This window comes from Olsenella uli (assembly GCF_016900775.1).
Lineage (GTDB): Bacteria > Actinomycetota > Coriobacteriia > Coriobacteriales > Atopobiaceae > Thermophilibacter > Thermophilibacter uli_A.
The window spans coordinates 1-23,135 of sequence record NZ_JACJKN010000021.1 but is presented as its reverse complement, the minus strand read 5'-3'; the positions used below and the strand labels follow the sequence as shown (position 1 = coordinate 23,135).

Annotated in this window: 19 protein-coding genes and 1 pseudogene; 15 read left to right on the top strand and 5 right to left on the bottom strand. The window is 66.2% G+C overall.

The features are described 5' to 3' along the window. The first annotated feature begins 8 nt into the window (after nucleotides 1-8). Nucleotides 9-536 carry a hypothetical protein gene (locus tag H6A23_RS10570; RefSeq protein ID WP_204832139.1) on the top strand — a complete coding sequence of 176 codons (528 nt, stop codon included), beginning with the start codon at nucleotides 9-11 and terminating at the stop codon, nucleotides 534-536. Between the two features lie 93 nt (nucleotides 537-629). On the opposite strand, the gene H6A23_RS10565 is transcribed toward H6A23_RS10570, so the two are convergent. Continuing rightward, a complete protein-coding gene (locus tag H6A23_RS10565; protein ID WP_204832138.1) occupies nucleotides 630-2,891 on the bottom strand; it encodes an NlpC/P60 family protein in 2,262 nt (753 codons plus the stop codon). A 273-nt stretch (nucleotides 2,892-3,164) separates the two neighbouring features. Here H6A23_RS10565 and H6A23_RS10560 point away from each other — a divergent pair, with 273 nt between their 5' ends. The 11 genes from H6A23_RS10560 (at nucleotide 3,165) to H6A23_RS10510 (ending at nucleotide 14,452) form a co-directional block, all read left to right on the top strand. Further along, nucleotides 3,165-4,265, top strand: a complete 1,101-nt coding sequence (locus tag H6A23_RS10560; RefSeq protein WP_204832137.1) for a glycosyltransferase family 2 protein — start codon at nucleotides 3,165-3,167, stop codon at nucleotides 4,263-4,265. An 18-nt stretch (nucleotides 4,266-4,283) separates the two neighbouring features. Next, nucleotides 4,284-5,420 (top strand): glycosyltransferase family 2 protein, encoded by a 1,137-nt coding sequence (locus tag H6A23_RS10555; RefSeq protein ID WP_204832136.1) that lies wholly within the window; start codon nucleotides 4,284-4,286, stop codon nucleotides 5,418-5,420. After that, the gene (locus H6A23_RS10550; protein ID WP_204832135.1) at nucleotides 5,417-6,478 is read left to right on the top strand and encodes a glycosyltransferase family 2 protein; all 1,062 of its coding nucleotides are present in this window, start codon (nucleotides 5,417-5,419) and stop codon (nucleotides 6,476-6,478) included. The genes H6A23_RS10555 and H6A23_RS10550 overlap by 4 nt, the downstream gene beginning before the upstream one ends. Nucleotides 6,479-6,639: 161 nt before the next feature. After that, nucleotides 6,640-6,843 carry a cold-shock protein gene (locus tag H6A23_RS10545; protein ID WP_075279965.1) on the top strand — a complete coding sequence of 68 codons (204 nt, stop codon included), beginning with the start codon at nucleotides 6,640-6,642 and terminating at the stop codon, nucleotides 6,841-6,843. A gap of 142 nt (nucleotides 6,844-6,985) precedes the next feature. Further along, nucleotides 6,986-7,888: a glucose-1-phosphate thymidylyltransferase RfbA gene (rfbA, locus tag H6A23_RS10540; protein WP_204832134.1), complete on the top strand. Its 903-nt coding sequence runs from the start codon at nucleotides 6,986-6,988 to the stop codon at nucleotides 7,886-7,888. Between the two features lie 159 nt (nucleotides 7,889-8,047). Continuing rightward, nucleotides 8,048-9,067 carry a dTDP-glucose 4,6-dehydratase gene (gene rfbB, locus H6A23_RS10535; RefSeq protein WP_204832133.1) on the top strand — a complete coding sequence of 340 codons (1,020 nt, stop codon included), beginning with the start codon at nucleotides 8,048-8,050 and terminating at the stop codon, nucleotides 9,065-9,067. A gap of 9 nt (nucleotides 9,068-9,076) precedes the next feature. Then, the gene (locus H6A23_RS10530; protein WP_204832132.1) at nucleotides 9,077-10,537 is read left to right on the top strand and encodes a sugar nucleotide-binding protein; all 1,461 of its coding nucleotides are present in this window, start codon (nucleotides 9,077-9,079) and stop codon (nucleotides 10,535-10,537) included. Further along, the gene (locus H6A23_RS10525) at nucleotides 10,537-10,953 is read left to right on the top strand and encodes a transporter (protein WP_353653065.1); all 417 of its coding nucleotides are present in this window, start codon (nucleotides 10,537-10,539) and stop codon (nucleotides 10,951-10,953) included. Before H6A23_RS10530 ends, H6A23_RS10525 begins: the two co-directional genes overlap by 1 nt. Continuing rightward, nucleotides 10,950-11,303 carry a multidrug ABC transporter gene (locus H6A23_RS10520; RefSeq protein ID WP_204832131.1) on the top strand — a complete coding sequence of 118 codons (354 nt, stop codon included), beginning with the start codon at nucleotides 10,950-10,952 and terminating at the stop codon, nucleotides 11,301-11,303. Before H6A23_RS10525 ends, H6A23_RS10520 begins: the two co-directional genes overlap by 4 nt. A gap of 21 nt (nucleotides 11,304-11,324) precedes the next feature. Continuing rightward, nucleotides 11,325-12,260 (top strand): glycosyltransferase family 2 protein, encoded by a 936-nt coding sequence (locus tag H6A23_RS10515; RefSeq protein ID WP_204832130.1) that lies wholly within the window; start codon nucleotides 11,325-11,327, stop codon nucleotides 12,258-12,260. A 143-nt stretch (nucleotides 12,261-12,403) separates the two neighbouring features. Then, nucleotides 12,404-14,452, top strand: coding sequence for a DUF6541 family protein (locus H6A23_RS10510; RefSeq protein WP_204832129.1), 2,049 nt, complete (start codon nucleotides 12,404-12,406; stop codon nucleotides 14,450-14,452). 95 nt (nucleotides 14,453-14,547) lie between these two features. Here the strand turns inward: H6A23_RS10510 and H6A23_RS10505 are convergent, their stop codons facing one another. After that, nucleotides 14,548-15,696, bottom strand: a complete 1,149-nt coding sequence (locus H6A23_RS10505) for a sugar-transfer associated ATP-grasp domain-containing protein (protein ID WP_204832128.1) — start codon at nucleotides 15,694-15,696, stop codon at nucleotides 14,548-14,550. Between the two features lie 124 nt (nucleotides 15,697-15,820). On the opposite strand from H6A23_RS10505, the gene H6A23_RS10500 reads away from it, so the two are divergent. Beyond that, complete coding sequence (locus H6A23_RS10500) at nucleotides 15,821-17,275, top strand: lipopolysaccharide biosynthesis protein (RefSeq protein WP_204832127.1); 1,455 nt, start codon at nucleotides 15,821-15,823, stop codon at nucleotides 17,273-17,275. On the opposite strand, the gene H6A23_RS10495 is transcribed toward H6A23_RS10500, so the two are convergent. Next, complete coding sequence (locus tag H6A23_RS10495) at nucleotides 17,272-19,761, bottom strand: YfhO family protein (protein ID WP_204832126.1); 2,490 nt, start codon at nucleotides 19,759-19,761, stop codon at nucleotides 17,272-17,274. The genes H6A23_RS10500 and H6A23_RS10495 overlap by 4 nt on opposite strands. 112 nt (nucleotides 19,762-19,873) lie before the next feature. Here H6A23_RS10495 and H6A23_RS10490 point away from each other — a divergent pair, with 112 nt between their 5' ends. Both H6A23_RS10490 and H6A23_RS10485 read left to right on the top strand, forming a co-directional pair. Further along, nucleotides 19,874-20,986, top strand: coding sequence for a DegT/DnrJ/EryC1/StrS family aminotransferase (locus tag H6A23_RS10490; RefSeq protein ID WP_204832125.1), 1,113 nt, complete (start codon nucleotides 19,874-19,876; stop codon nucleotides 20,984-20,986). 4 nt (nucleotides 20,987-20,990) lie between these two features. Continuing rightward, nucleotides 20,991-21,953 (top strand): glycosyltransferase family 2 protein, encoded by a 963-nt coding sequence (locus H6A23_RS10485; protein WP_204832124.1) that lies wholly within the window; start codon nucleotides 20,991-20,993, stop codon nucleotides 21,951-21,953. Nucleotides 21,954-21,958: 5 nt separating this feature from the next. Here the strand turns inward: H6A23_RS10485 and H6A23_RS10480 are convergent, their stop codons facing one another. Beyond that, nucleotides 21,959-22,873, bottom strand: a complete 915-nt coding sequence (locus H6A23_RS10480; RefSeq protein WP_204832123.1) for a glycosyltransferase family 2 protein — start codon at nucleotides 22,871-22,873, stop codon at nucleotides 21,959-21,961. Beyond that, nucleotides 22,866-23,135 (bottom strand): annotated as a pseudogene (locus H6A23_RS10475) (glycosyltransferase family 2 protein); the annotation flags it as partial. The gene H6A23_RS10480 and the pseudogene H6A23_RS10475, both read right to left, overlap by 8 nt.

The following is a 23,135-nucleotide window of genomic DNA, read 5'->3' as shown; positions in this document are numbered from 1 at the left end:
GGAGCCACATGAGCGATACCGACATCTCCCTCGCCATGCGCGTCGACGACCTCTCGCTCATCGAGTGTGTCTTCCACGCCGCGCCCGTCGCGGAGCGCGCCGGCGAGAGCCGCCTCGCCATCACCAACCCGGACAAGCGCTTCAGCCTGGACGTCAAGAACCGCCAGAACGTGCTGCGCGCCATGGTGGGCATCCAGTTTGGCATCGCCGACCCGTCCGCGCCCGCAGGCGAGCAGGGCGAGCATCCCGAGTTCCTGCACTTCGGAGCGCTCGTCGGCGTGGTCGTGACCTCGCCCATCATGGGGGACGCTGCGATAGCCGCGCGTCACATGGCCGGCAGCGAGGAGTCCGCCGCCGCGCAGCGCGACAAGAAGATGGAGCACGCCATGCGCCTCGAGGCCATCAAGGCGGGCTACGCCTTCGCCACGAGCAAGCTCGCGGAGATGTCCGCGATGTCGCCCATGGGCACCGTGATGCTGCCCCTCATCGACGCGGACGAGATCCTCATAGACATCGAGAAGAGCGACGCGCGGTAGCGCGTCGAGGGCGTGGCGGACAAGGGGCGCGGGGCGCCGGCGGAAAAGTCGCCGGCGTCCCGCGCCCCGTCGCGAGTCTGTGGTGCCCGTCCCCTACGCCCTCAGGCGCAGGATGCCGCTCCACGGGTAGTCGTAGTAGCTGCGGATGCGAATCTCCTCGCCCGTCTGGTCACCGGGCTTGCCGCCCACGGCCCCGTTGAACTCGTTCGCCCACGCCTCGACGAGCCTCCCGTCGCCGAGGTAGACCGCGGCGTGGTGCCCCTCCGCGAGGAGGATGTCGCCGTACTGCAGGTCAGAGAGGCTGGGGATCCACTCGAACTCCGTGCTCGTGAGCGCGGCGCGCATGTCGCGCGTGCTCCACGCCCACGCGGTGTCGATGCCGGCCTTCTGGAGCGCGGCGATGGTGAGCGCCGAGCAGTCGTAGTCCCCGTACTCGCCCTCGCGATAGAGCTGGTCGTAGCCGTGCGAGTCGTCGAGGGCGATCTCTGCCATCCACTTGGCGTAGGCGCTCACCACCTTGGAGCGCGCCTCGTCGACGATGAGGCGCCCGTCGTTGTCGGCAACGCAGTAGCGGGCGGTGTAGTCGTCGCCCAGGCGCCAGATGGGGGCGTTGCGGAGCACGTAGCCCTGGCCCGCCACGCCATAGCTCGACGTGCCGTCGGCCAGGTCGAAGAAGCCCGTGACGGCGCCGAAGAAGCCGGCGAAGCCGTCGATCTCGCCGATCCAGTAGCGCTGCAGCGTCCCGCCGTCGTAGAGCCCGGTCACGAGCCAGCCGGCGACCTGCGCCATGTCTCCGTCGTTGCTGGCGAGAAGGACGTGGTCGCCCCAGGTCATCTTGCCGCGCAGGACGTAGCCCTGGCCGCCGAGGCCGAAGTAGGTCTTCCCATCCACGGCGAAGAAGCCGCTTCGGGCGGCGTGGGAGATAGGGTCGATGTAGTAGCGCTCGAGGTGGCCATCGTACGCGGCCGTGACGAGCCAGCTGTCGCCGTCGGGCGTCGAGGCGAGGACGCCGTCATTGTCTGCAAGGTAGACCAGGCCCCTGCCCGTGTCGTACTTCCCGCGGACGACGTAGCCCTCCGGCTGCGCATACGCGTACCAGCCTGCGCCGGCGTCCAGCGCGCTCGTGGGGTCAACGAGGCGGCCCGCGGCCATGCGCGCGGAGGAGTCAAACCAGTAGCGCTGGAGGCCCTGGCCAAAGGCGTCCGTCACCACCCACCGCGACTGGGCGAGCATGCCGTCGTTGTCGGCGTAGCGGCCCTTCGCCTCGCCCGCGCCGACGCCTCTGAGGACGTAGCCCTCGTCAGCGAGGCCGAAGTACTTGGACGCGCCCACCGTGAACTCGCCGAGCTTGGCGGCGCCCTTCTCGATGTAGTAGCGCTGTAGGCCGCCGTCGTACGCTCCCGTGACGAGCCAGCCGTCCCTCTCCACGCGCCCGTCGTTGTCCGCGAGGGCGATGGTGCCGTCCGTGTCCACGGTCTTTCCGCGGGCGACGTAGCCATGGGAGGTGGTGTAGTGCGCCCAGCCGCCGGACTCCGCGTAGCCCACGTGTGCGGCGTGGTCGCTCTCTATGTAATAGCGCTGCAGCTCCCCGCCCGTGAACTCCCCCGTCACGTGCCAGCCGGGGGAGAGGAGGATGCCGTCGTTGTCCGCGACGTAGACGAGTCCGTCGATGACGTCGGAGATGCCACGCAGCACCCAGCCCTCATCGGCGAGCGCGTAGCCGCATGTTCCGTCGCCGACGTGGAAGAGCCCATCGGTGAACTTCTCGCCCGCGACCACCCAGTAGCGCTGCAGACCCTTGCCGTCGTGGTCGTCCACGACCCACCCGGTGTAGGGCACTTCCGTGCCGTCGTCGTTGAGCGTGCCGTCCCAGTAGTGGTTCCCGCTCCAGCCCTTGACGGGGGTTGGCTGCTGGGCGGGCTCGGCGGGCTCAGGGGCGGACTCGGGCTCGGCGGGGAGCGTGGGCGTGGCGGAGAGCGGGTTTGAGATGATGGCGTCGGCCTCTGGGGCAGGTGGGGCCTCGGTCGCGGGATCGCCCTTGGGCCCCGTCTGCGGTCCTCTCGTTGTCTCGGTCTCATCCGGGGTGGGAAGCGGCTCTTCCGTCAGATTCTCGACCGGGTCCTCAATGGGGGCTTGCGACGGGGAGTCGGCTTCTGGCGTCGCATCCCCCTCCACGGCAGAGGCTTCCTGCCGTGGGCTCTCCGGCATCTTCCCCTCGGCCGGCTGCTCCACCGCCGGCTCCTGTGGCGGGCAGGCCGTGTCCAGCTCCTCTGCAAGCGCACCCTGGGCGGGCGCCGCGACAAGGGCAAGCCCGAGCCCGGCCGTCACCGCAAACGCCCTAAGCCGACGATTCATGGGAACCTCCTTGGCAGGTCCATCAAAACATGCATAAGTTTACTCTTTTTCAAGGGAGGGGCTCCTCCCGGCGGAGGCCGCGTCCCGCGTCCGAAAGCGCGCCCTCTGCGCGGCCCCGCCCGCATCCCCGCAGATGGCGAGAAGGACCTGGCGCAGGGGGCGCGCTTTTCCGCCTGCGGCCGGCCCGCCGGCACAACGGAGGGCCGCCCCGGGGAGAACGGCTATGATAGGAGGGCTCCATGCCCATCCGCGCAACCCTTGGAGGAAGACCGCATGCGCAACGACTCCCAGGCGCTCGTCTCCGTCATCGTCCCCACCTACAACACAGAGAAGTACCTCGACCAGTGCCTCAGCAGCATCGAGGCCCAGACGCACAGGAACATCGAGGTCCTCTGCATCAACGACGGCAGCACCGACGGCTCGCGCGCCATCATGGCGGCCCACGCCGAGAAGGACCCGCGCGTCCGCGTGGTGGACAAGGAGAACGGCGGGTACGGCCAGGGCTGCAACCTCGGTCTCAGTCTCGCCAAGGGAGAGTGGGTCTCCATCATCGAGCCGGACGACTGGATCGACCCCACCATGTACGAGGACATGCTCGCCTTCGCCTCGACCTTCGACGAGCAGCTTGACATCGTCAAGACCCCGTGGACGGACATCTGCGACTGGGACAACCCCAGAAAGCAGCATCCGCACAAGTGCAGCATGAAGGGCAAGATCAAGACCTCAGGGCGCCCGTTCACGCTGGCGGAGAACCCCCTGCTCATCGAGCACCACCCGTCCATCTGGTCGGCCATATACCGCCGGGGCTTCCTCGAGGAGAGGAAAATACGCTTCCCGGAGTACCCGGGCGCGGGCTGGGCGGACAACCCCTTCCTGGTGGAGACCATGTGCCAGGCCAAGGCGATCGTCTACCTTGACCACGCCTACTACAACTATCGGCGCGACCTGCCCGGCGCCACGCGTCACCACAAGACGGCGGAGGCCGTCGAGCGCCCCTTCGACCGCTGGGACGACATGCTCAAGATCATCCAGCGGCTCGGCATCACGGACGAGCGGATTCTCGCCGGGCACTACGTTCGCGGCTTCAACTACGCGCACGGCGCCCGCTACGACGACGGCATGAAGAACCCGCTCGTGGTCGAGCGCGTCCATGAGATGGTGGGGCAGATGGATCCGGGCATCGTCGAGCGCTCGGAGCAGATCTCCCCGTTCAACAAGAAGTTCTTCGCGGAGCAGCGGGGTCTGCCGTATGACAAGTCGCGCTTCGCATACCTCATGGAGGAGCTGCGCTTCTCGCTCAGGACGGAAGGCCTCCTCTTTGTGCTGGAGAGCGCCTTCAACCACTTCACCGGGCGCTACATGCCTGAGGACTAGGCGGGGCGGAGGGCTTACATGGCACGTGGGTCAGAAGGCGCTGCGGCGGCGCCCGAGGTCTCGGTCCTCATCCCCATCTACAATGTTGAGCGCTACCTCGAGAAGTGCCTCGCGTCCCTTGCCGACCAAACCTTCGGCGACTTCGAGGCCATCTGCCTGAATGACGGCTCCACCGACGGCTCCCGTGCCATCATCCAGCGCTTTCTCGACGCCGATTCGCGCTTTCGCGTGATTGACAAGGAGAACTCCGGCTACGGCGCCTCCATGAACCGCGGGCTCGACGCGGCGCGCGGGCGATACGTGGCGATCCTCGAGTCGGACGACTTCTTCGAGCCCCGCGCCCTCGCCGTCCTCCATGAGGCCGCCGAGAAGAGCCAGGCCGAGGTCGTGAAGGCCAACTTCTACCTCTACTGGTCCCGTCCGGAGGAGCGTCGCGAGCTCTTCCGCGTGGTGGACGAGGCCGAGGCCGGCCATGTGCTCCGCCCAATCGACGACCTCGCCGTCTTCTTCCGCAAGCCGTCCATCTGGTCCGCGCTCTATCGGCGGGACTTCCTCGCCTCCAACGGCATCCGCTTCCTCGAGACGCCCGGCGCCTCCTACCAGGACTCCGGCTTCAACTTCAAGGTCTGGGCCTCGGCGCGTCGCGCGGCGTTTCTCTCCGAGCCGGTCCTGAACTACCGCCAGGACAACGAGGGATCCTCCGTCAACAACCCGGGCAAGGTCTTCTGCGTCTGCGACGAGTACGCCTCCATGGAGGAGTTCGTCCGCGGCCGGGGCGGTGCCGACGAGCGTGCGCTGCTGGGCATCCTCCAGCGCATGAAGCTCGACAGCTACCTCTGGAACTACGACCGGCTCGCCCCCGAGCTGCGCCCGGCGTTCGTGAGTCGCGCGGCGGGGGAGTTCGGGGCGGCCCTCGAGAGGGGGGAGGTCGACCTTACGCTCTTTGAGCCCGCGGCGGAGGCGGACCTGCGCGCGATGGTGGCCGACTCAGCCGCCTTCTGCGCGGAGCGCGACGCGGCGGCATCCTCCGGCGCCCTCGGCGCGCTCGGGCGCTACCTGCGCATGGGCGGCCCTGCCCTGGTGGCGCGCATCATCTGGTTCAGGCTCTTCGGGCGCTCCACGCGGAGAATCGACGGGCGGGGGGCCGCGCTGTGACCCGTCTTAGCGTCATCGTCCCCGTCTACAACGTCGAGCGCTGGGCGGACCGCTGCCTTGGGTCGCTCCTCTCGCAGGACTTTGACGACTTCGAGGTCATCTGCGTGAACGATGGCTCCACGGACGACTCCCGGCAGCGGCTCGCCGCGTGGGAGGAAAAGGACGCTCGGGTCCGCGTGATCGACCAGGCCAACCAAGGGCCGTCTGCCGCGCGCAACGCCGGCATCCGGGCCGCCCGCGGCGACTACGTGAGCTTCCTGGACGCGGACGACCGCTACCTTCCCGGCGCGTGCGGACGCATCGTCTCCGCGCTTGACGAGACCGGCTCGGACGTCCTCGTCTTTGGCGGCCGGTGCTTCCCGGATGACGCGCCCTGCCCCGAGTGGCTCACAGAGTCGCTCCACCCGCGCGACGTGACCTACGATGCCTTCAGCATGGACCTCCTGCTCAGGGAGGCCTCGCGGCCCTTCGTCTGGAAGCTCGCCCTCAGGCGGGACTTCCTCCTCGCTCGCGGCCTCTCCCTCGACGAGGGCCTCCGCTTCGGCGAGGACCAAGTCTTCTGCTTCGCCGTCTACCCGCGCTCGCGCCGCACCACGCTCATCTCCGACGAGCTCTACGAGTACCAGGTCGTGCGCGACGGCTCGCTCATGAGCGGCCTGCGCGCCGACTTTGGTTCCAAGATGCTCGAGCACAACAAGGTCATCGAGCGCATCCTCGCGGACTGGAGCGCGGGAGGGTTCCTGCGCGACCACGCGGCGGACCTCGTGTCCTTCTCGCTCGACTTCTCGCTCTACGACGCGCTCAAGCTGGACGACGCGACCTACCGTTCCGTTGCCGAGGGGCTGCGCCGGATTCTCTCCCGCTACTGGACTGAGGCCGACGTCTCGGCGATGCGCCTGCCTCGCACGACGCGCCGCATGGCGCTCGACGCCTGCTATCGCACGGACATACACGCCCGAGCGAGAAGAGCGCTCGCGCTGGAGCACCGCCTCCGGGAGCGTGGGGTGCGCTCCTTTCTCAGGCGAGCGCTGCAGAAGGTTGGCGGCCCCGGCCGATAGCGGACGCCCGGGACTCTGCCGACGGTCCCTAATCGTCCCCCAACGGATTGTCGGGATTGAGGGACCAGTTTCGGGGTAAGATATCCCCCGTGGCCAAACGGTCACGGTATCGCGCGCGAGCGCAGCTTTTGCCCTGCGGGGCAGAGAAAGAAAGGCACGACATGGCTCAGGGTACTGTCAAGTGGTTCAATCCGGACAAGGGCTACGGCTTCATCTCCCGCGAGGATGGGGACGACCTGTTCGTTCACTACTCCGAGATTCAGATGGACGGCTTCAAGACGCTGGACGAGGGCCAGGCTGTCGAGTTCGACGTCACGACCGGCCAGAACGGCAAGCTCCAGGCCTCCAACGTCCGCAAGCTCTAAGCTCAGGGCATAGGCGACTTGGGAGGGGCTCGCTTCGGCGGGCCCCTCTTTTCATGACATTGGTGACCGGGTCGTTTGTCATGGCATGTGCATGTCGTATGATGGGCTGATAGCAGAGAAGGACTCGCCGGAGGGAGACTCCATGAAGGGCATCATCCTCGCGGGCGGCTCGGGCACGCGCCTCTACCCGCTCACCACGGTCACGAGCAAGCAGCTCCTGCCCGTCTACGACAAGCCGATGGTCTACTACCCGCTCTCCACGCTCATGCTGGCGGGCATCCGCGACATCCTGATCATCTCCACGCCGGCGGACCTGCCCAACTTCGAGCGGCTGCTCGGCGACGGCTCGGACTTCGGCATCTCGCTCTCCTACGCCGTGCAGCCCGAGCCCAACGGCCTCGCGCAGGCCTTCGTCATCGGGCGGGAGTTCGTCGCGGGCGAGGCCTGCGCGCTCGTGCTGGGCGACAACATCTTCTACGGCAACGGGCTCGGCCGGCACCTCAGGCGCGCCGCCGCCAACGCCGGGCGCGGCCGCGCCACGGTCTTCGGCTACCGCGTGGACGACCCGGAGCGCTTCGGCGTCGTGGAGTTCGACGAGAACTACAACGCGGTCTCCATCGAGGAGAAGCCCGCCGACCCGAAGTCGAACTACGCCGTGACGGGCCTCTACTTCTACGACGGGCGCGTGTGCGACTACGCGGCGCGCGTGCGCCCCTCGGCCCGCGGCGAGTACGAGATCACCGACCTCAACCGCATGTACCTCGAGGACGGCACGCTCGACGTTGTGACGCTCGGGCGCGGCTACGCCTGGCTCGACACCGGCACCATGGAGTCGCTCTTCGAGGCCTCCCAGTTCGTGCGCACGGTGGAGACCGCCCAGGACCTGCCGGTCTCCGTCCCCGAGGAGATCGCCTACGAGAACGGCTGGGTCTCCCGCGAGCGCCTGCTCGAGTGCGCGGAGCGCTACGGCAAGTCCAACTACGGCGCGCACCTGAGGACCGTGGCAGAGGGCAAGATCGCGCCGGACCGGCCGTACAAGGACTAGTAGAGACGAGAAGAGCTCGCATTCGTTATTCTTCCGAGCTAGAACATGCCTAAAAGGGGCTTGTCCCCTTTTAGGCATGTTTGGTGTTGAATGTGCCTGATGGGATAAAATCAATCTGTATGTGAATACTTACAACACACTTCGGAAGGGGAGGACCGCATGGCCGATACCTTCGAGCCCAAGAACATCATCGTCACCGGCGGCTGCGGCTTCATCGGCAGCAACTTCGTCCACTACGTCGTCAACAACCACCCCGGCGTGCACGTGACCGTGCTCGACAAGCTCACCTATGCCGGCAACCCGGAGAACATTGCGGGCCTGCCGGAGGACCGCGTCGAGCTCGTGGTGGGCGACATCTGCGACGCGGAGCTCCTGGACCGCCTGGTCCCCGGGCATGACGCCATCGTCCACTACGCCGCCGAGTCCCACAACGACAACTCCATCGCGGACCCGGAGCCGTTCCTGCGCACCAACGTGGAGGGCACCTACCGCCTGCTCGAGGCCTGCCGCAGGCACGACGTGCGCTACCACCACGTGAGCACGGACGAGGTCTACGGCGACCTCGCGCTCGACGACCCGGCCCGCTTCACCGAGGAGACCCCGTACCACCCCAGCTCACCGTACTCCTCCACCAAGGCCGCCTCGGACATGCTCGTCCGCGCCTGGGTGAGGACCTACGGCCTGCGCGCCACGATCTCCAACTGCTCCAACAACTACGGCCCCTACCAGCACGTGGAGAAGTTCATCCCGCGGCAGATCACCAACATCATCGACGGCGTCCGGCCCAAGCTCTACGGCGACGGCAGGAACGTCCGCGACTGGATCCACACCGAGGACCACAGCTCCGCCGTGTGGACCATCCTCACCAGGGGGCGCATCGGCGAGACGTACCTCATCGGCGCCGACGGCGAGAGGGACAACATCACGGTGCTCCGCGCCATCCTGCGCGCCATGGGCAGGGACGAGGACGACTTCGACTGGGTGCGCGACCGCCCCGGCCACGACCGCCGCTACGCGATCGACTCCGCCAAGCTCAGGACCGAGCTCGGCTGGGAGCCCCGGCACACCGACTTCGCCGAGGGCCTCGAGGCCACCATCGCGTGGTACCGCGAGCACGAGGCCTGGTGGCGCCCGGCCAAGGCGGCCACCGAGGCCAAGTACGCCAAGCAGGGCCAGTAGGGGGAGCGCATGGAGTTCGAGAAGAGCCTCGAGGCAGTCGAGACCGGCATCGAGGGCCTCGTCGTCGTGGAGCTGACGGTCCACGGCGACTCCCGCGGCTGGTTCAAGGAGAACTGGCAGCGCGCCAAGATGGTCGGGGGCCTCGGCCTGCCGGACCGCCGCTGGGTCCAGAACAACGTGAGCTACAACCTCCAGCGCGGCGTCACGCGCGGCATCCACGCCGAGCCCTGGGACAAGTTCGTCTCGGTCGCCACGGGCTCGGTCTTCGGCGCCTGGGTGGACCTGCGCGCCGGCAGTCCCACCTACGGCGAGGTCTACACGGCGACCCTCGACCCCTCCCGCGCGATCTACGTGCCCAGGGGCGTCGGCAACTCCTACCAGGCGCTCGAGGACGGCACCGCCTACACCTACCTCGTCGACGCCCACTGGTCGGCGGAGCTCAAGCGCACCTACACCTTCGTCAACCTCGCCGACCCCGAGCTCGCCATCGAGTGGCCCATCCCGCTCTCGGAGGCGGAGCTCTCGGAGGCCGATAAGAATCACCCGCCCCTCGCCGATGTGGTTCCCATGGCGCCCAGGAGGACGCTCGTCACGGGCGCGAACGGCCAGCTCGGCCGCGCGGTGCGCGCGCTCGCCGAGGCGCGCCCGGACGCCGGCACGTTCGACTACTGCGACGTCGACGAGTTCGACTTCTCCGACCCCGCGCAGTACGACCGCTACGACTGGTCGCTCTACGGCGCGGTCATCAACTGCGGCGCCTACACCGCCGTGGACGCCGCGGAGACGCCGGAGGGGCGCGCCGCCGCCTGGAGGGCCAACGCCGCCGGCCCGGCCCTGCTCGCCCGCACCTGCGCCGAGCACGGCATCACGCTCGTGCACGTGAGCTCCGACTACGTCTTCGACGGCGCGCGAGAGCTCCACGACGAGGGCGAGCCCCTCTCGCCCCTGTCCGTCTACGGCCAGTCCAAGGCGGCGGGGGACCTCGCCGTGGCGGGCTGCCCCGCCCACTACGTGCTGCGCTCGAGCTGGGTCATCGGCGACGGGAGGAACTTCGTGCGCACCATGTGGGGCCTCTCCGACCGCGTGGCGGCAGGCGAGCTCGACCGCGTGACCGTGGTGGACGACCAGGAGGGCCGGCTCACCTTCGCCGACCAGATGGCCGCCGCGATCATGCACCTGCTGGACGGCCGCGCCCCCTACGGCACCTACGACTGCACGGGCTCCGGCGCCGTGCGCACCTGGGCGGACATAGCGCGGGCAACCTTCGACGCCGCCAACGGCAACGGCGATGCCGTCGTGCCCGTCTCCACGGCGGAGTACTACGCGAACGCCGCGGGGCCCATCGCCCCGCGCCCCGCGCACTCGGCGCTCGACCTCTCGAAGCTCGAGGCCGCCGGCTTCACGCCCCGCGACTGGGAGGACGAGCTCACCGAGTACCTCGGGCGGCTCAAGAGGGAGCTCAAGGGATAGTGGACGCCCACAGGGACACCAGGACACAGGGGGGCGGCGGGGCGAGGGCCCTCGTCGCCCTTCACGTGATGCTCGCCGTCTACTCGCTCTCGAGCGTCTGCGCCAAGCTCGCCGCGGGCTTCGACTTCATGAGCCTCGGCTTCATTGCCTGCTACGGCGGAATGATCGCCCTTCTCGGCGTCTACGCCATCGGGTGGCAGCAGGTGATCAAGCGCCTTCCGCTCACCTATGCCTACGCCAACAAGGCGGTCACGGTGCTCTGGGGCATCGTGTGGGGCGTGCTTCTCTTCCAGGAACAGGTGTCGCCCCTGAAGGTTCTTGGCGCCCTCATCGTGCTCGCGGGCGTCGTGCTCTTCTCGCTTGCCGAGAGGGACGAGAAGGGCGCGCAGGGCAAGAGGGACGGTGAGGCGCGATGAATGGCACCGTCCTCGCCTTCGCGGCCCTCAACCTCCTCGGCGTGCTCGTGAGCGCGGTGTCCCAGGTCATGCTCAAGAAGAGCGCCTCGCGCGAGCATGGCTCCGTGGTGCGCGAGTACCTGAACCCGCTCGTCATCTTCGCGTATGTGCTCTTCGTGGGGGCGACGCTGCTCTCCGTCCTCTCGTACCGGGGAATCCCGCTCTCCATGGGCCCCATCCTCGACGCCACGGGCTACCTCTGGGTGACCCTCTTCGGCGTCACCATCTTCCACGAGCGCATGAGCGCAAGGAAGCTCCTCGCCCTCGCGCTCATCGTCTGCGGCATCGTGGTCTACGCGCTTGGGGCGTAGGCGCCAACGGAAAGGTCTCACATGCTCGTCTCCATCGTCATCCCGTGCTACAACTCCGAGAACTCGATTCGCCAGGTCGTGGACCTCACGCTTGCGGAGTTCGAGCGGCTAAAGGGCTACGACTGCGAGTTCGTCCTCGTGGATGACTGCTCGCCCGACGGCACCTACGCGGAGATCTGCCGCCTCGCCGAGGAGCACCCCTGCGTGCACGGCATCACGCTCATGCGCAACTTCGGCCAGCACAACGGCATCATGTGCGGCCTCAACCACGCGACCGGCGACCTCGTCATGGGCATGGACGACGACCTCCAGACCCACCCCTCGCAGATTCCCGCCCTCATCCGCAAGATGGAGGAGGGCTATGACGTCGTCTACGGAGTCTACCGCCAGTCCGCCAACGGACCCATCAAGAACTTCACGAGCTGGCTCAATCGCGTTACCGCCCAGAAGCTCCTCGACCGCCCCAAGGACATCGAGACGAGCAACTTCTGGCTCATCACCCGCGCCGTGCGCGACCAAGTGGTCCAGTACCGCAACTACAATCCCTACGTGGAGGCGCTCTTCGGGCGCATGACCAACCGCATCGGCAACGTGACGATCGAGCATCATGCCCGCGAGCAGGGGAGCTCCAACTACACCCTGGGCAAGCTCGCCAAGCTCTGGCTCTCCTACTTCAACTACACCGTGCTGCCGCTGCGCATGGTCTCGTGCATCGGCGTCATCTCGGCGGCCGTGGGCTTCCTCTACGCCATCTTCGTGCTCGTGCGGCGCATCGTGGTGCCGGGCGTGCCTGCGGGCTGGTCCTCGATCATCTGCATCCTGCTCTTCTTCTTCGGGCTCATCCTGCTCACGCTCGGCATCATCGGCGAGTACGTGGGCAACCTCGTCCTGCCCGCCAACGGCACGCCGCAGTTCATCGTCCGGGAGACCACGGACGAGAACGAGGGGCAGGCGTAGGTATGGTCCCGCGTCGGGCTGAGTGACATTTTTCGGACGGATGGACCTCCCAAATCGGCCTCGTTTGTTCAAAAGCTGTCACTCGACAACAGGTCGCAGGCTGGTGCCCAGGGATACGGGCGACATCGTGAAAGGCAAGCATCATGTGGACTGACCTCCTTCTGGCGACCCTCCTGGCAATCTCCGTCCTGCTCGTCCCTGGGTTCGTGGCCGTGAGAGCGCTCGGGGCTCGCTGGGAGTTCGCGCTTGGCGCGGCGCCGCTGGTGACGCTTGCCGCCTACGGCGTGCTCTCGATTGCGTATGGGGCCCTCGGGATCCCCTGCGGCTGGGTGACGCTCGCCGTGCCCGTCACGGTCGTAGCCGCGGCGGCGTGGGCGGTCAGGTCCCGCCGTGGTACGTGGCAGGAGACCCTGGGGTTTGGCGAGAAGCTCGAGCGGCCCCTTTTGGTGTCGGGGCCGTTGAGGCACCTTACGCCCGTTCGACTGGCCCTGCTGCTTGGCGTATGTGCGGCAGCAGCCACCGCCATTGCCGTTTATGCGTCCAGCCTTGGTGACCCCAACGCCTTCGAGCAGACGTATGACAACGCATGGCACCTCTCGCGGGTCCACATGTTTGCCGAGACGCAGAACTTCTCGACGCTCAACGAGACGCTCTACCCGTCTGCGTGGCATGGGATCGCCGCCATGGTCGAGCTGACGATGGGGGTCTCGAGCGCGCTCGCAGAGCATGCGGCAAACCTCGCCTTTATCATCGGCGTCTTTCCCGTGGGCTCGGTGGCCCTTCTCGCCACGCTCTTTCCCGAGCGCCCTCGTCTCGTGGCGCTCGGCGGCATGCTCTGCCTCTCCTTCGCGTTCTTCCCCTGGCGCATCATGCTCTTCGGGCCGCTCTACCCCAACCTCGCGGCGTTCTCGCTTATGCCTGTGGAGGCGGCGCTCTTCATCCTCCTGTGCGCAAAAGGCGTAACCGGTGCCCGCCGGGCGCGCTACGGGGCGCTCTTCGTCCTCGGAGGGGCTGCCATGGCGCTTGCGCAGCCGAACGCCATCTTCTCTACGGGCGCCTTTCTCATCCCGTACTGCGTCTGGAGATTCCGGGAGCTGGTGTTCGATGCCCTGGGGGGCCGCCGGAACCGCATGCTTCTCTCCGTTGGCGCCGCCTGTGGGCTTGTTGTGCTCATCGCGCTCGCGTGGGTCGTTCTCGCCCATGCCCCCTTCATGCAGGCGGTGGTCACCTATCCCCGGGAGACCCCGCTCTCGGTGGGGCAGGCCGTTCGATGGGGTCTGGGATTCTCCTTCGTCATTAGGCGCCAGCAGTTCTTCATTGCCGCCGTCGTGGCGCTGGGGGCGCTCGTTCTGCTGGCACGGCCAAAGACGCGCTGGGTGCCCTGCTCCTACGCGCTGCTGCTTCTTCTCTATGTGGTTGCCATTAGCTGCTCCGGGACGCTGCGCAACGTCATTGCCGGCTTCTGGTACAGCGACTACTATCGCCTTGCGGCGACGGCCTGCGTCTTTTGCGTGCCGCTCGTCGCCGCAGGCATGGACGCAATCGTTGGGGCGGTGCTGTGGGGCGCTGGGAAAGTGGGGGAGCGCGGCGGGGCGCGCTCGGGCCGCATTGCGCAAAGGACGGGCGCTGCTCTCGCCGCCGCGGTCGTCGCGGGCATCATGGCGCTCAACTACGTTCCCTTCGGCTTTGTCCCCGGCTATCTGACGTCATGGGGGTTCGACGCGGTTCGTTACGAGATGCGCGACCTCTACCAGAACACCGAGAATCACGCCTTCGACGAACAGGAGGCTGCCTTTGCGGAGAGGGCCCGACAGATGGTTCCCGACGGGGCCGAGGTCTATAACGTCCCCTTTGACGGAAGCGCCTTCGCCTATGCCGACTGTGACCTCAACGTGTCGTACAAGTCCTTCGGCCCCGAGGGCGATTCCAACCTTCTCGTGCTGCAGAAGGGGTTGGATAACATAGCGAACGACCCTGCGGTCGAGGCGGCGGCGGAGGCGGCGGGAATCCGCTACGTGATCCTCCTTGACCAGGGCGAGAAGGGCAGTGCGTTCAGCGAGGACGGGACGCTCTACCTGCTTGGGTATGGGAAGGACGACTGGCTGGGCGCCACCGGCGTAACTGACGAGACGCCGGGTTTCGAGTGTCTGCTCGCAGAGGGGGACATGCGCCTGTATGAGATCGTCGTCTAGCGGTGGCCTGGGGCTGTCGATATGCAGGGCGGGCGGCGCAGGAGAATGACTCTCTGCGCCGCCCGCCCGACTAAGTACGTCGTCGTTCGCGCCAGCTAGCGCACGATTGCGTTTCTCCTTGCGCGGCCCGCCTCGTCCAGCGCGTCGATGGCGGCGAGCTTCTCTCGGTAGTAGGGAGCAAGCGTCTCATCTTTCCAGATGGGGTGGAAGAGCTGCAGGTACTTGATGCCGGAGTGGGAGTTGATCTCCATGATCCGGGGGCCCTTGTCGGTGATGCAGGCGTCGAAGCCCAGGTACTCGCAGGCGCCGACCTTGAGGGAGAGCCGCCGCATCATCTCCTTGGCCTCGCTCCAGTAGGGGAGCGTTCCCTCTGCGAGAACGCCGCTCGTGGGGTGGTGCGGGGAGTCCACCACGCGGTTGGCAAAGACGAGCTTGCCGTTGCCGTACTCTCCGGTTGTAAGGTCAATCTGCACGTTGTAGGCACCGATCTGGTCCTCGGTGGGCGGGACGTAGTTGGCGCCGTTGCCCTCGTCCGCCCCCTCGAGCGCAAAGCGGAGGTAGCCGATGGTGGGCGTGGGGGCGGAGCCCGTGGGGTTGATCACGAGCGCGCGAATGGTGTGGATGAGCGGGTTGATGGCGGCGAGGCTCGCCTCGGGGTGGATGAACTCGGTGAAGACGTAGTTGGGGTGGGTGCTCACAAACTCGCGCACGCCCGCCTCGGTCACCTCCTCGCCGTCGAGGCGATACGCGCCGCCGCGCCACTCGAGCTTATGGAAGCCGTTGGCCTCGGTGCCGTTGCTCGGCTTGCAGGCAAAGGCCCCCTCGCGGCGCAGGCAGGCGAGAAGACCGCCCATCCCGGGGGCGTAGTCGCTCCCGGAGAGGGGGAGAAGCCCCTCGGGGCGGCTGTAGTAGAAGTAGGCGGGCACGTAGCGCGCGAGGTCGGAATCCTGGACGAGGGCGTTCAGCGTGAGCTTGTCGTTGATCCAGATGCGCTCCCAGCCGTTGAGCGGCCAGAGGCGCCAGTAGTCGTAGTCGGAGAGGTAGTCACCGAGGTTGTCCTCGGTGAGGCCGTAGGCGTAGGCGGACTCGGCGCAGAAGCCGTGAGCGTGCGACCAGGCAAGATAGTCGGGCTCGTACATCCCGCTCGCCTTCTCGCGCTCGAGAATCTCGAGGTACTCCCGGGCAAAGCGCTCGGTGAACCCGTCGGCGAGAAGAACGTCTAGGGACAGGGGCTTATCGTTCATGTTGACTCCTAGGGGATGGCTGTGTAGGTGCTCGTATCTGCGATTTCCTAGTATACAATACGCCTCTGAGCCAAATAGACGTATGCGGCGGCGCGGGCGGCCGCATGTGGGGGAGGGTGTCCGCGTGCCGACGAGCGACTTCAAGATGTCTACGATCAAGTCCCTGTTCTGGAAGCTCTTCGAGCAGGGCGGGACGGCCGTCGTGACGCTGCTCATCCAGATCGTCCTCGCGCGCCTGCTCTCCCCGGACGAGTTCGGCATGCTCGCCATCATGCTCGTCTTCGTGAACATCGGCAACGTCATCGTCCAGAGCGGGCTCAACACGGCGATCATCCAGGCGCCCGACGCCACGGAGCGAGACTACTCCACCGTGTTCTGGATGAGCCTCACCACCTCTGTGGTGCTCTATGCCGTCGTCTTCTGCGCCGCACCAGCGGTCGCCGACTTCTATGCCATGCCCGCTGCCGTGACCCCGCTGCGCGTGCTCGTGCTGGTGCTGGTGATCAACGCTTACAACTCCATCCAGGAGGCAATCGTCGCGCGCAACCTGGAGTTTCACAAGACCTTTCGGGCCACCATCACGGCAGGCGTGGTCTCCGGCGCCACGGGCATCGGGGTCGCGCTCGCGGGGGGTGGCATCTGGGCACTCGTGCTCCAGCAGATCGTTCAGCAGGGGTGCAAGTGCCTCGTGCTGGCGCTGCAGGTTCCCTGGAAGCCGCACTTCGTCTTCGAACGCGCCCGAGCGGTGACCCTCTTCCGCTTTGGGTGGAAGCTCCTCGCCTCCGGCCTGCTTGACCAGGGCTATCAGAGCCTCTCCGACCTCATGATCGGCAAGGTGTTCTCCAGCTCGGACCTGGGCTACGTGTCTCAGGGCAAGCGGTATCCCAACGCGCTCGGGGGTCTTCTCGATGGCGCCATCCAGCCCGTCATGCTGTCCGCCGTCGCCCACGCCCAGAGCGACCATGCCCTCGTCAAGCGCATCGCCCGCCGCGCGCTCAAGACGAGCACCTTCCTCGTGGCCCCCGCCATGGCGCTCTTCGCCGCCGCCGCGGAGCCCATCGTGAGGGTCGTCCTCGGCGAGGCGTGGGTGCCCTGCGTGCCGTTTCTGCAGATGTACTGCTTCGTGTACGCGCTTCTCCCGATCCACACCACCAACCTTCAGACGCTTAACGGCATGGGCAGGAGCGACCTCTTCCTGAGGCTCGAGGTCATCAAGAAGATCGTGGGCATCGCCATCCTGGCATTCACCGTCTTCGTGCTGCGCGACCTTCATCTCATCGTCGCCGGGTACATGGTCTCGGGCGTCCTGAGCACGTTCATCAACGCCTCGCCGAACAAGCGCGTCATTGGCTACGCGTATCACGAGCAGATCAGGGACATCCTGCCCGCGTTCGTCATGGCTGCTGTTGCCGCCGCCATGACGCTCGTGGTGCCCCTTGCCGGCCTTCCCGACCTCCTCACGATCCTGCTGCAGGTGGCCGTGATGGCGGTGGCATATCTGGGCATCGCCCTGCTGTTCAGGGTCGAGGAGTTCACCTATCTGCGGAACACGCTCAAGGAGCTGCTCGGGCGGTCCTAGCCGATCTTTTCCTCATTTTCCCGTCTGCGCGCGATTCTCCTGCCAATCAGGCAGGAGATGACAGTCAGCGCGGTGCCGGCGGCGCTGACCACAAGGCCCGATGTCAATCCGGGAACGGCGTAGCGAACCTCGATGTCGTGACTTCCCCCGGGCACCTCAAAGCCCACGAATCCGACGTTCGCGCGGAAGGTCTCGACCTCCTCGCCGTCAATCGTGACGATCCAGCCGGAGGTATAGGGAATGGAGAGACAGGCGACCGCGGGTGCGGTGGTCTCCACAGTTCCGACGAGGCAATCGCCCCCCTTGGCGGAGAAGCTCGACGTGAGAGACGCGGGCTCCAGGGACGCATGCGCGGACGCAATGTCGTCGGGGACCACAAGCGCCCTCCCAATGGCCACCTGTCGTACCGCGGCGTTGGAGAGGAGCTCAACATCGCTCTCCCCCATGAGGGCCTCCCTCGTGAAGAGAAGCGGGACCGCTCCCTCGTTTCGATAGACGTAGACGCTTCCGCACTGATTGACGAGCGTGAAGCGGCTGTCCTCGACCGGCCCCTTGGAGAGGAGGTAGCGCACCCCCAACTGTGAGAGCAGGGAGTAGCCGTTTGCGTCGAGCTTGAAGTCCTGGATCGCATAGTCGCTCAGGTAGGCATCAGGCCAGAAGGTGCGATAGAACTCGATGACGTCCCCATCTGACGTCGAGTTATAGGAGCTGACCCCCCAGTATCCCTGCACCAGCGCGTCGTTGTACGAACAGCACTCGACATAGGTCTTCTCGATGCGATAGAGCCCGTCGTCGCTCTGGCGGATCCAGCTGAGTGCATCGAGCGTGTCCTGTGTGCCCGCCGCCTCGCGCGAGGGGAAGTCATCGCTGGTGCAGGTCGTGCGCACCTGGGTGACGTAGAACCCGTCAAGCACGCACCCCGCCACGACCAGGCCCGCCAGGAGGGTTCGGGCAGCGGGCCCCTCGAGGGCGGGGATTCGCCGCCCCCCTCGTGGGGAGGCGAGAAGAGAAAGCGCGCAGAAGACGAGCACGACGGCGAGATAGGCGGCGCAGAGCCTCCTTCCGTTGACGGAGTTGGCCGCGGACCAGATGAGTATCGCTACGGTGGGTATGACGCCCGCGAGGAGGGCGGCGCGCGACGTCTCCCCACTCTGGACTCTCCTCTCCCATCCCAGGGCCATTGCAATGCAGATGGGCACCGCCAGAACGAAGCTGCTGCGGTACTTGGGCTCAACAAAGACGTTGAAGAGCGCGGGGAGAAACTCGTTGAAGCAGTACAGCGCCACGAGGACGCCTGCGACGACGGTGAGCGTCCGGTCCCTCTTGCCGCACTCCCTGAACGCCCAGTGGAAGAACTGGGACAGAAGGACGAGGGCAAGCGAGCCGAAGCCAAGAACAACCAGCTCATAGCAGTTGACGTATGAGAAGTGCTCCGTGGGAGGCACAAGCTCCGGTGGGATGGGGGCGCCGCTCGAGATGAGGCCGCTTCCCAAAAGGCGGCTCAGAACCATGGGAACCCAGCGCAGGGGGACAAAGCCGAGAAGGTACTCGCCCGCGAGCTGGATGACCGACGACTCCGCGCCGGTGGCCACGCGCGAGGTCTCCCCGAGCAGATAGCTCGCATAGGGGATGAGCGCGACACCCGAGAGCAGCGTGCCGCAGAGGACGGGCAGGCAGAGCCGGAGCGTCCCTCTGACGACCTGGCCCACCTTCCCCGTTCCCTCGACCGCGTGGATGAGGCGAAGCAGGCAGTAGAGCGCGGCGCCGAGCAGGGACATGAAGCCGCAGTACGCGCTCCAGCCAATGCAGAGCGCGCAGACAATGGCGACGCCGCAGAAGCGTGTGGCGCTCCACCGCTCCATGAGGCGCTCAAACTGCAGTATGGTGACGGCGAATACCGCGTAGACGCTGCCGAGCCAGTAGTGCTGGCCCCAGAGCATGAGAAAGCCCCCAAAGGCGAAGCAGGAGGCCCCGACGATTCGGCCGAGCGGGGTCTCGCAGTATCGCTTGAGCAGGAGGTCAAACGCGAGGCCTGAGACCACGATCTTGAGTACCTGCACGAGTGAGAGGGCAAGAGAGAGGCGCTCGCTGCCAAGGACGAGCCCCAGGGGGATGAGCACCACGTTGAAGGGATCAAGCAGCCACGACTGGTAGCTCGTGGCGGCGGCGCCCAGCCCATACTCGAAGTTCCATGCGCCGAAGCTGCCGTTTCGCATACTTTCAATGACGTTCGTGTAGAACGGAACGTACAGCTCCACGGTGTCCGATCCAACGTCGCGGTAGGCAAACGACGCGTGTCCCAGCAGGAAGGCGCCGTAGATGGCAAGGGACCCGATGAGGAGAATGCCCAGGAGGAAGAGGAGCTCCTCTCTGCCCACCTTCCGCGAGGGGGCGGTGAGAGAGCGATAGCGCCTGGACATCAGATAGCCCAGCACCAGCGCGAGGACGGCGCAGAGCGTGAGGATGCAGAGATTGAATCGGTTCATCATGCTCCCGACGTATGCTTTTAGGCCATATTCATCTTATGCGATAGAATTGGGGCCGCAGAACGGGGATAATCATCCCCGCACAATCACGTGAGTGTGAGGAGCCTGCCCTATGCACAAGACGCCCATCTGGGTCACCCATTCCTCGATGCCCTCTCTCGAGGAGTACACGGCGGAGATCGCGCCACTCTGGGAGACGCACATGCTCACCAACATGGGCGAGAAACACCACCAGCTGGAGGCAGACCTCGAGCGCTACCTCCAGGTGGACGACATCGCCCTTTTCACCAACGGGCACAACGCCCTCGAGTGCGTCTTCGAGGCCATGGGCCTCAAGGGCAAGGTCATCACCACGCCCTTCACCTTCGCCTCCACCACGCATGCCATCGTGCGCAAGGGGCTCACGCCCGTCTTCGCCGACATCAAGGCTGACGACTTCACCATCGACCCGGCCTCCGTCGAGCGCCTCATCGATGACGAGACCTGCGCCATCGTGCCCGTTCACGTGTACGGCAACCTCTGTGACGTGGACGCCATCCAGCGCATCGCTGACGAGCACGGCCTCAAGGTGATCTATGACGCCGCGCACGCGTTCGGCGTCTTCCGTGACGGCGTCTCCGCGGCAAGGTACGGCGACGCTTCCATGTTCAGCTTCCATGCCACCAAGGTCTTCAACACCATCGAGGGCGGCGCGGTCTGCTTCCACGACCACGCGCTCAAGAAGCTCCTCGACCAGTGGAAGAACTTCGGCATCACGGGCACCGAGTCCGTGGAGTACGTGGGCGGCAACGCCAAGATGAACGAGTTCTGCGCCGCCATGGGCATCTGCAACCTGCGTCATGTGGACGAGGAGATCGAGAAGCGCCGCCACGTGGCGGAGCGCTACTGGGAGCGCCTGGAGGGCGCACCCGGCGTGCGGGTGTTCCGCCCGCAGGAGGGCGTGCGCTACAACTACGCCTACCTGCCCGTCACGTTTGACGCAAAGGCGTTCGGCGCCTCGAGGGACGACGTCTACGCCGCCCTCATGGCCAAGGACATCCACCCGCGCAAGTACTTCTACCCGCTCGTGAGCGACTACGAGTGCTACGAGGGCCGCTTCGACTCCTCGAGCACTCCCGTGGCAAAGCGCGCGGCGGACGAGGTGCTCACGCTTCCCATGTACGCGGACCTCGCGCTCGAGGACGTGGACTGGATCTGCGACATCGTCCTGTCCTGCGGGAGGTAGCTCGATGCAGGAGCCGCTCGTCACCGTCCTCGTCTCCGTCTACAACCATGCGAACTACATCGAGGAGTGCCTGAGGAGCATAGCCGCGCAGAGGGTGGACTTCCCGATCGAGGTCCTTGTCGGGGAGGACTGCTCGACTGACGACACGCGCGCGGTCCTCCGGCGTCTGGAGCCGGAGCTTCCGTCATACTTCACGATCCTCTATCGCGAGAAGAACATGGGGTCGGTGGCAAACGGCGAGGACCTCTACTCCCGCACGCGCGGCAAGTACCTCGTCGACTTCGAGGGCGATGACTTCATGCTCTTCGACGGCAGGCTCCAGAAGCAGGCCGACTTCCTCGAGGCGCACCCGGACTACACGGCCGTCTCCTCGAACAGCCTCGTCGTGGGGGCGGACTCGCGGCCTAATGGCGAGAAGTACCCGGAGTGCCATGACGAGGAGTACTCCTGGAAGGAGTACTTCTACAGCTGCATGCCGGGTCAGAGCGGCTCGATCATGTGCCGGGCTCAGGACTATTTTGCCGCGCGGGACAACTTCGTCGCGCTCAAGCGCTATGACTCCTACCCGGGCGACCGCCGAAACGCCTTCCTCTGGCTCTGCATGGGCCGGGTCCGCTGCTTCCAAGAGCAGTGGAACGCCTATCGTCATATCAAGAAGGGCGGCTCGAGCTACTCCGCCACGACCAAGGTCAACGAGGGCTACGCCAAAAACGAGGTCCTGTTTGGTCGCACCCTTGTCGAGTATGCGGACCGCTATGGCACCGAGGATGCCCGTCGCACGGCGCGGCTCACGTGGTATCGCCTGCGGCTCAAGTGGGCCATCTCAAAGCTTGGGAGCGAGCGGCCAGGACAGGTGCTGCACGATCTCATGGGGGAGAGGGGCAGGGTCGGCCTGCTGCTCTCGCCGCTTCGGTGGTACGGGGTGCTTGGCGTGCGCACGCTTCTGGGAAGGGGCGTCACGCTGTAGCTACGCTAGAGCCTGCCCAACAGGAGGAGGAGGCGCACGGCGGCCTCGCCGGCGAGGGTCTGACGAAGGCGATGCGGGTAGAGCGCCTTGCGAAGGCGGTGGCCCCTCGTGCAGAAGAGCTCGAGGGCCGCACGCCGCTCGTCCGCCATGGCATCGCCGTACTCGTCAAGGAGCTTCTCGAGCTGTCCTGAGATGGGGGAAAGGCGCTTGGCGTCCAGAGCCTCCTTGAGGCGGTGGATTGCGAGTTTGACGCCCGCACCCGTGGGGCTCACGTTCTCCCCGGTGCGCCGATACTCGACCGAGGGCTCAGGATCGTAGACCAGGTGTCCGAAGCAGGCGCAGAGCAGGGCAATCCACCAGTCATGGTAGAAGACGCGCTCAGGCCCACTCTCCAGGACGAGCTCGGCGAGGGGCCGGTTGATGGTCGTGACGTTGCCGGAGCAGCAGTTCTCAAAGAAGAGGCCCTCGAAGCGAGGCACAAACCGGCAGAGATGCGAGACTCCCTGGCGGACGAGGGCCCCGTCGCAGTAGTTGACCTCCGTGTAGTGAAGGAGCGGGGTGCCGCTCGGGTACCTCCTCAGGGCGCCGACGGCCCGCTCGACCTTGTCGGCGTGCCAGACGTCATCCTGGTCGCAGAGGACAATGTAGTCCGCTCGGTCGGCCACTGCCGCAATCCCCAGATAGAAGGACCTCGTTACGCCGACGTTCTGCCCGCGGTCGACCTCGATGAGCCCTTCTCGCTCATAGGCTGCGAGAAGGGCGATCGTCCCGTCGCTTGATCCGTCGTCGCGCACGTGGACGAGCATGTTTGGATACGTCTGGGCGAGGATGCTGTCTATCTGCTCCTTGAGATAGCGCTCGCCGTTGTAGGTGGACATGACAACGGCGACGGCGGGATGAGATGAGGTGCTGCTACCCATTGCTTTTCTGCCCCTGGGAGTAGATGAGGTTGATGAGACGCGCGACCGGGCTCGGCCAGAACCTCTTGAGCATCTCGAGGTCCTCGTGAGTGCGGGTGTTGTCCTTGATGAGGGCTGAGGTCTCAGAGCCCTCATGGATGCGGTGATGCATGAGGATCTCCGGGTCGTAGACGAAGGAGCCGTCAAGGCGTGAGAAGCGCTCCCATGCGTCCCAGTCAAGGTCGCTCTTCATTCCCGCGCGGAACGGGGGAGAGGGGAGGGC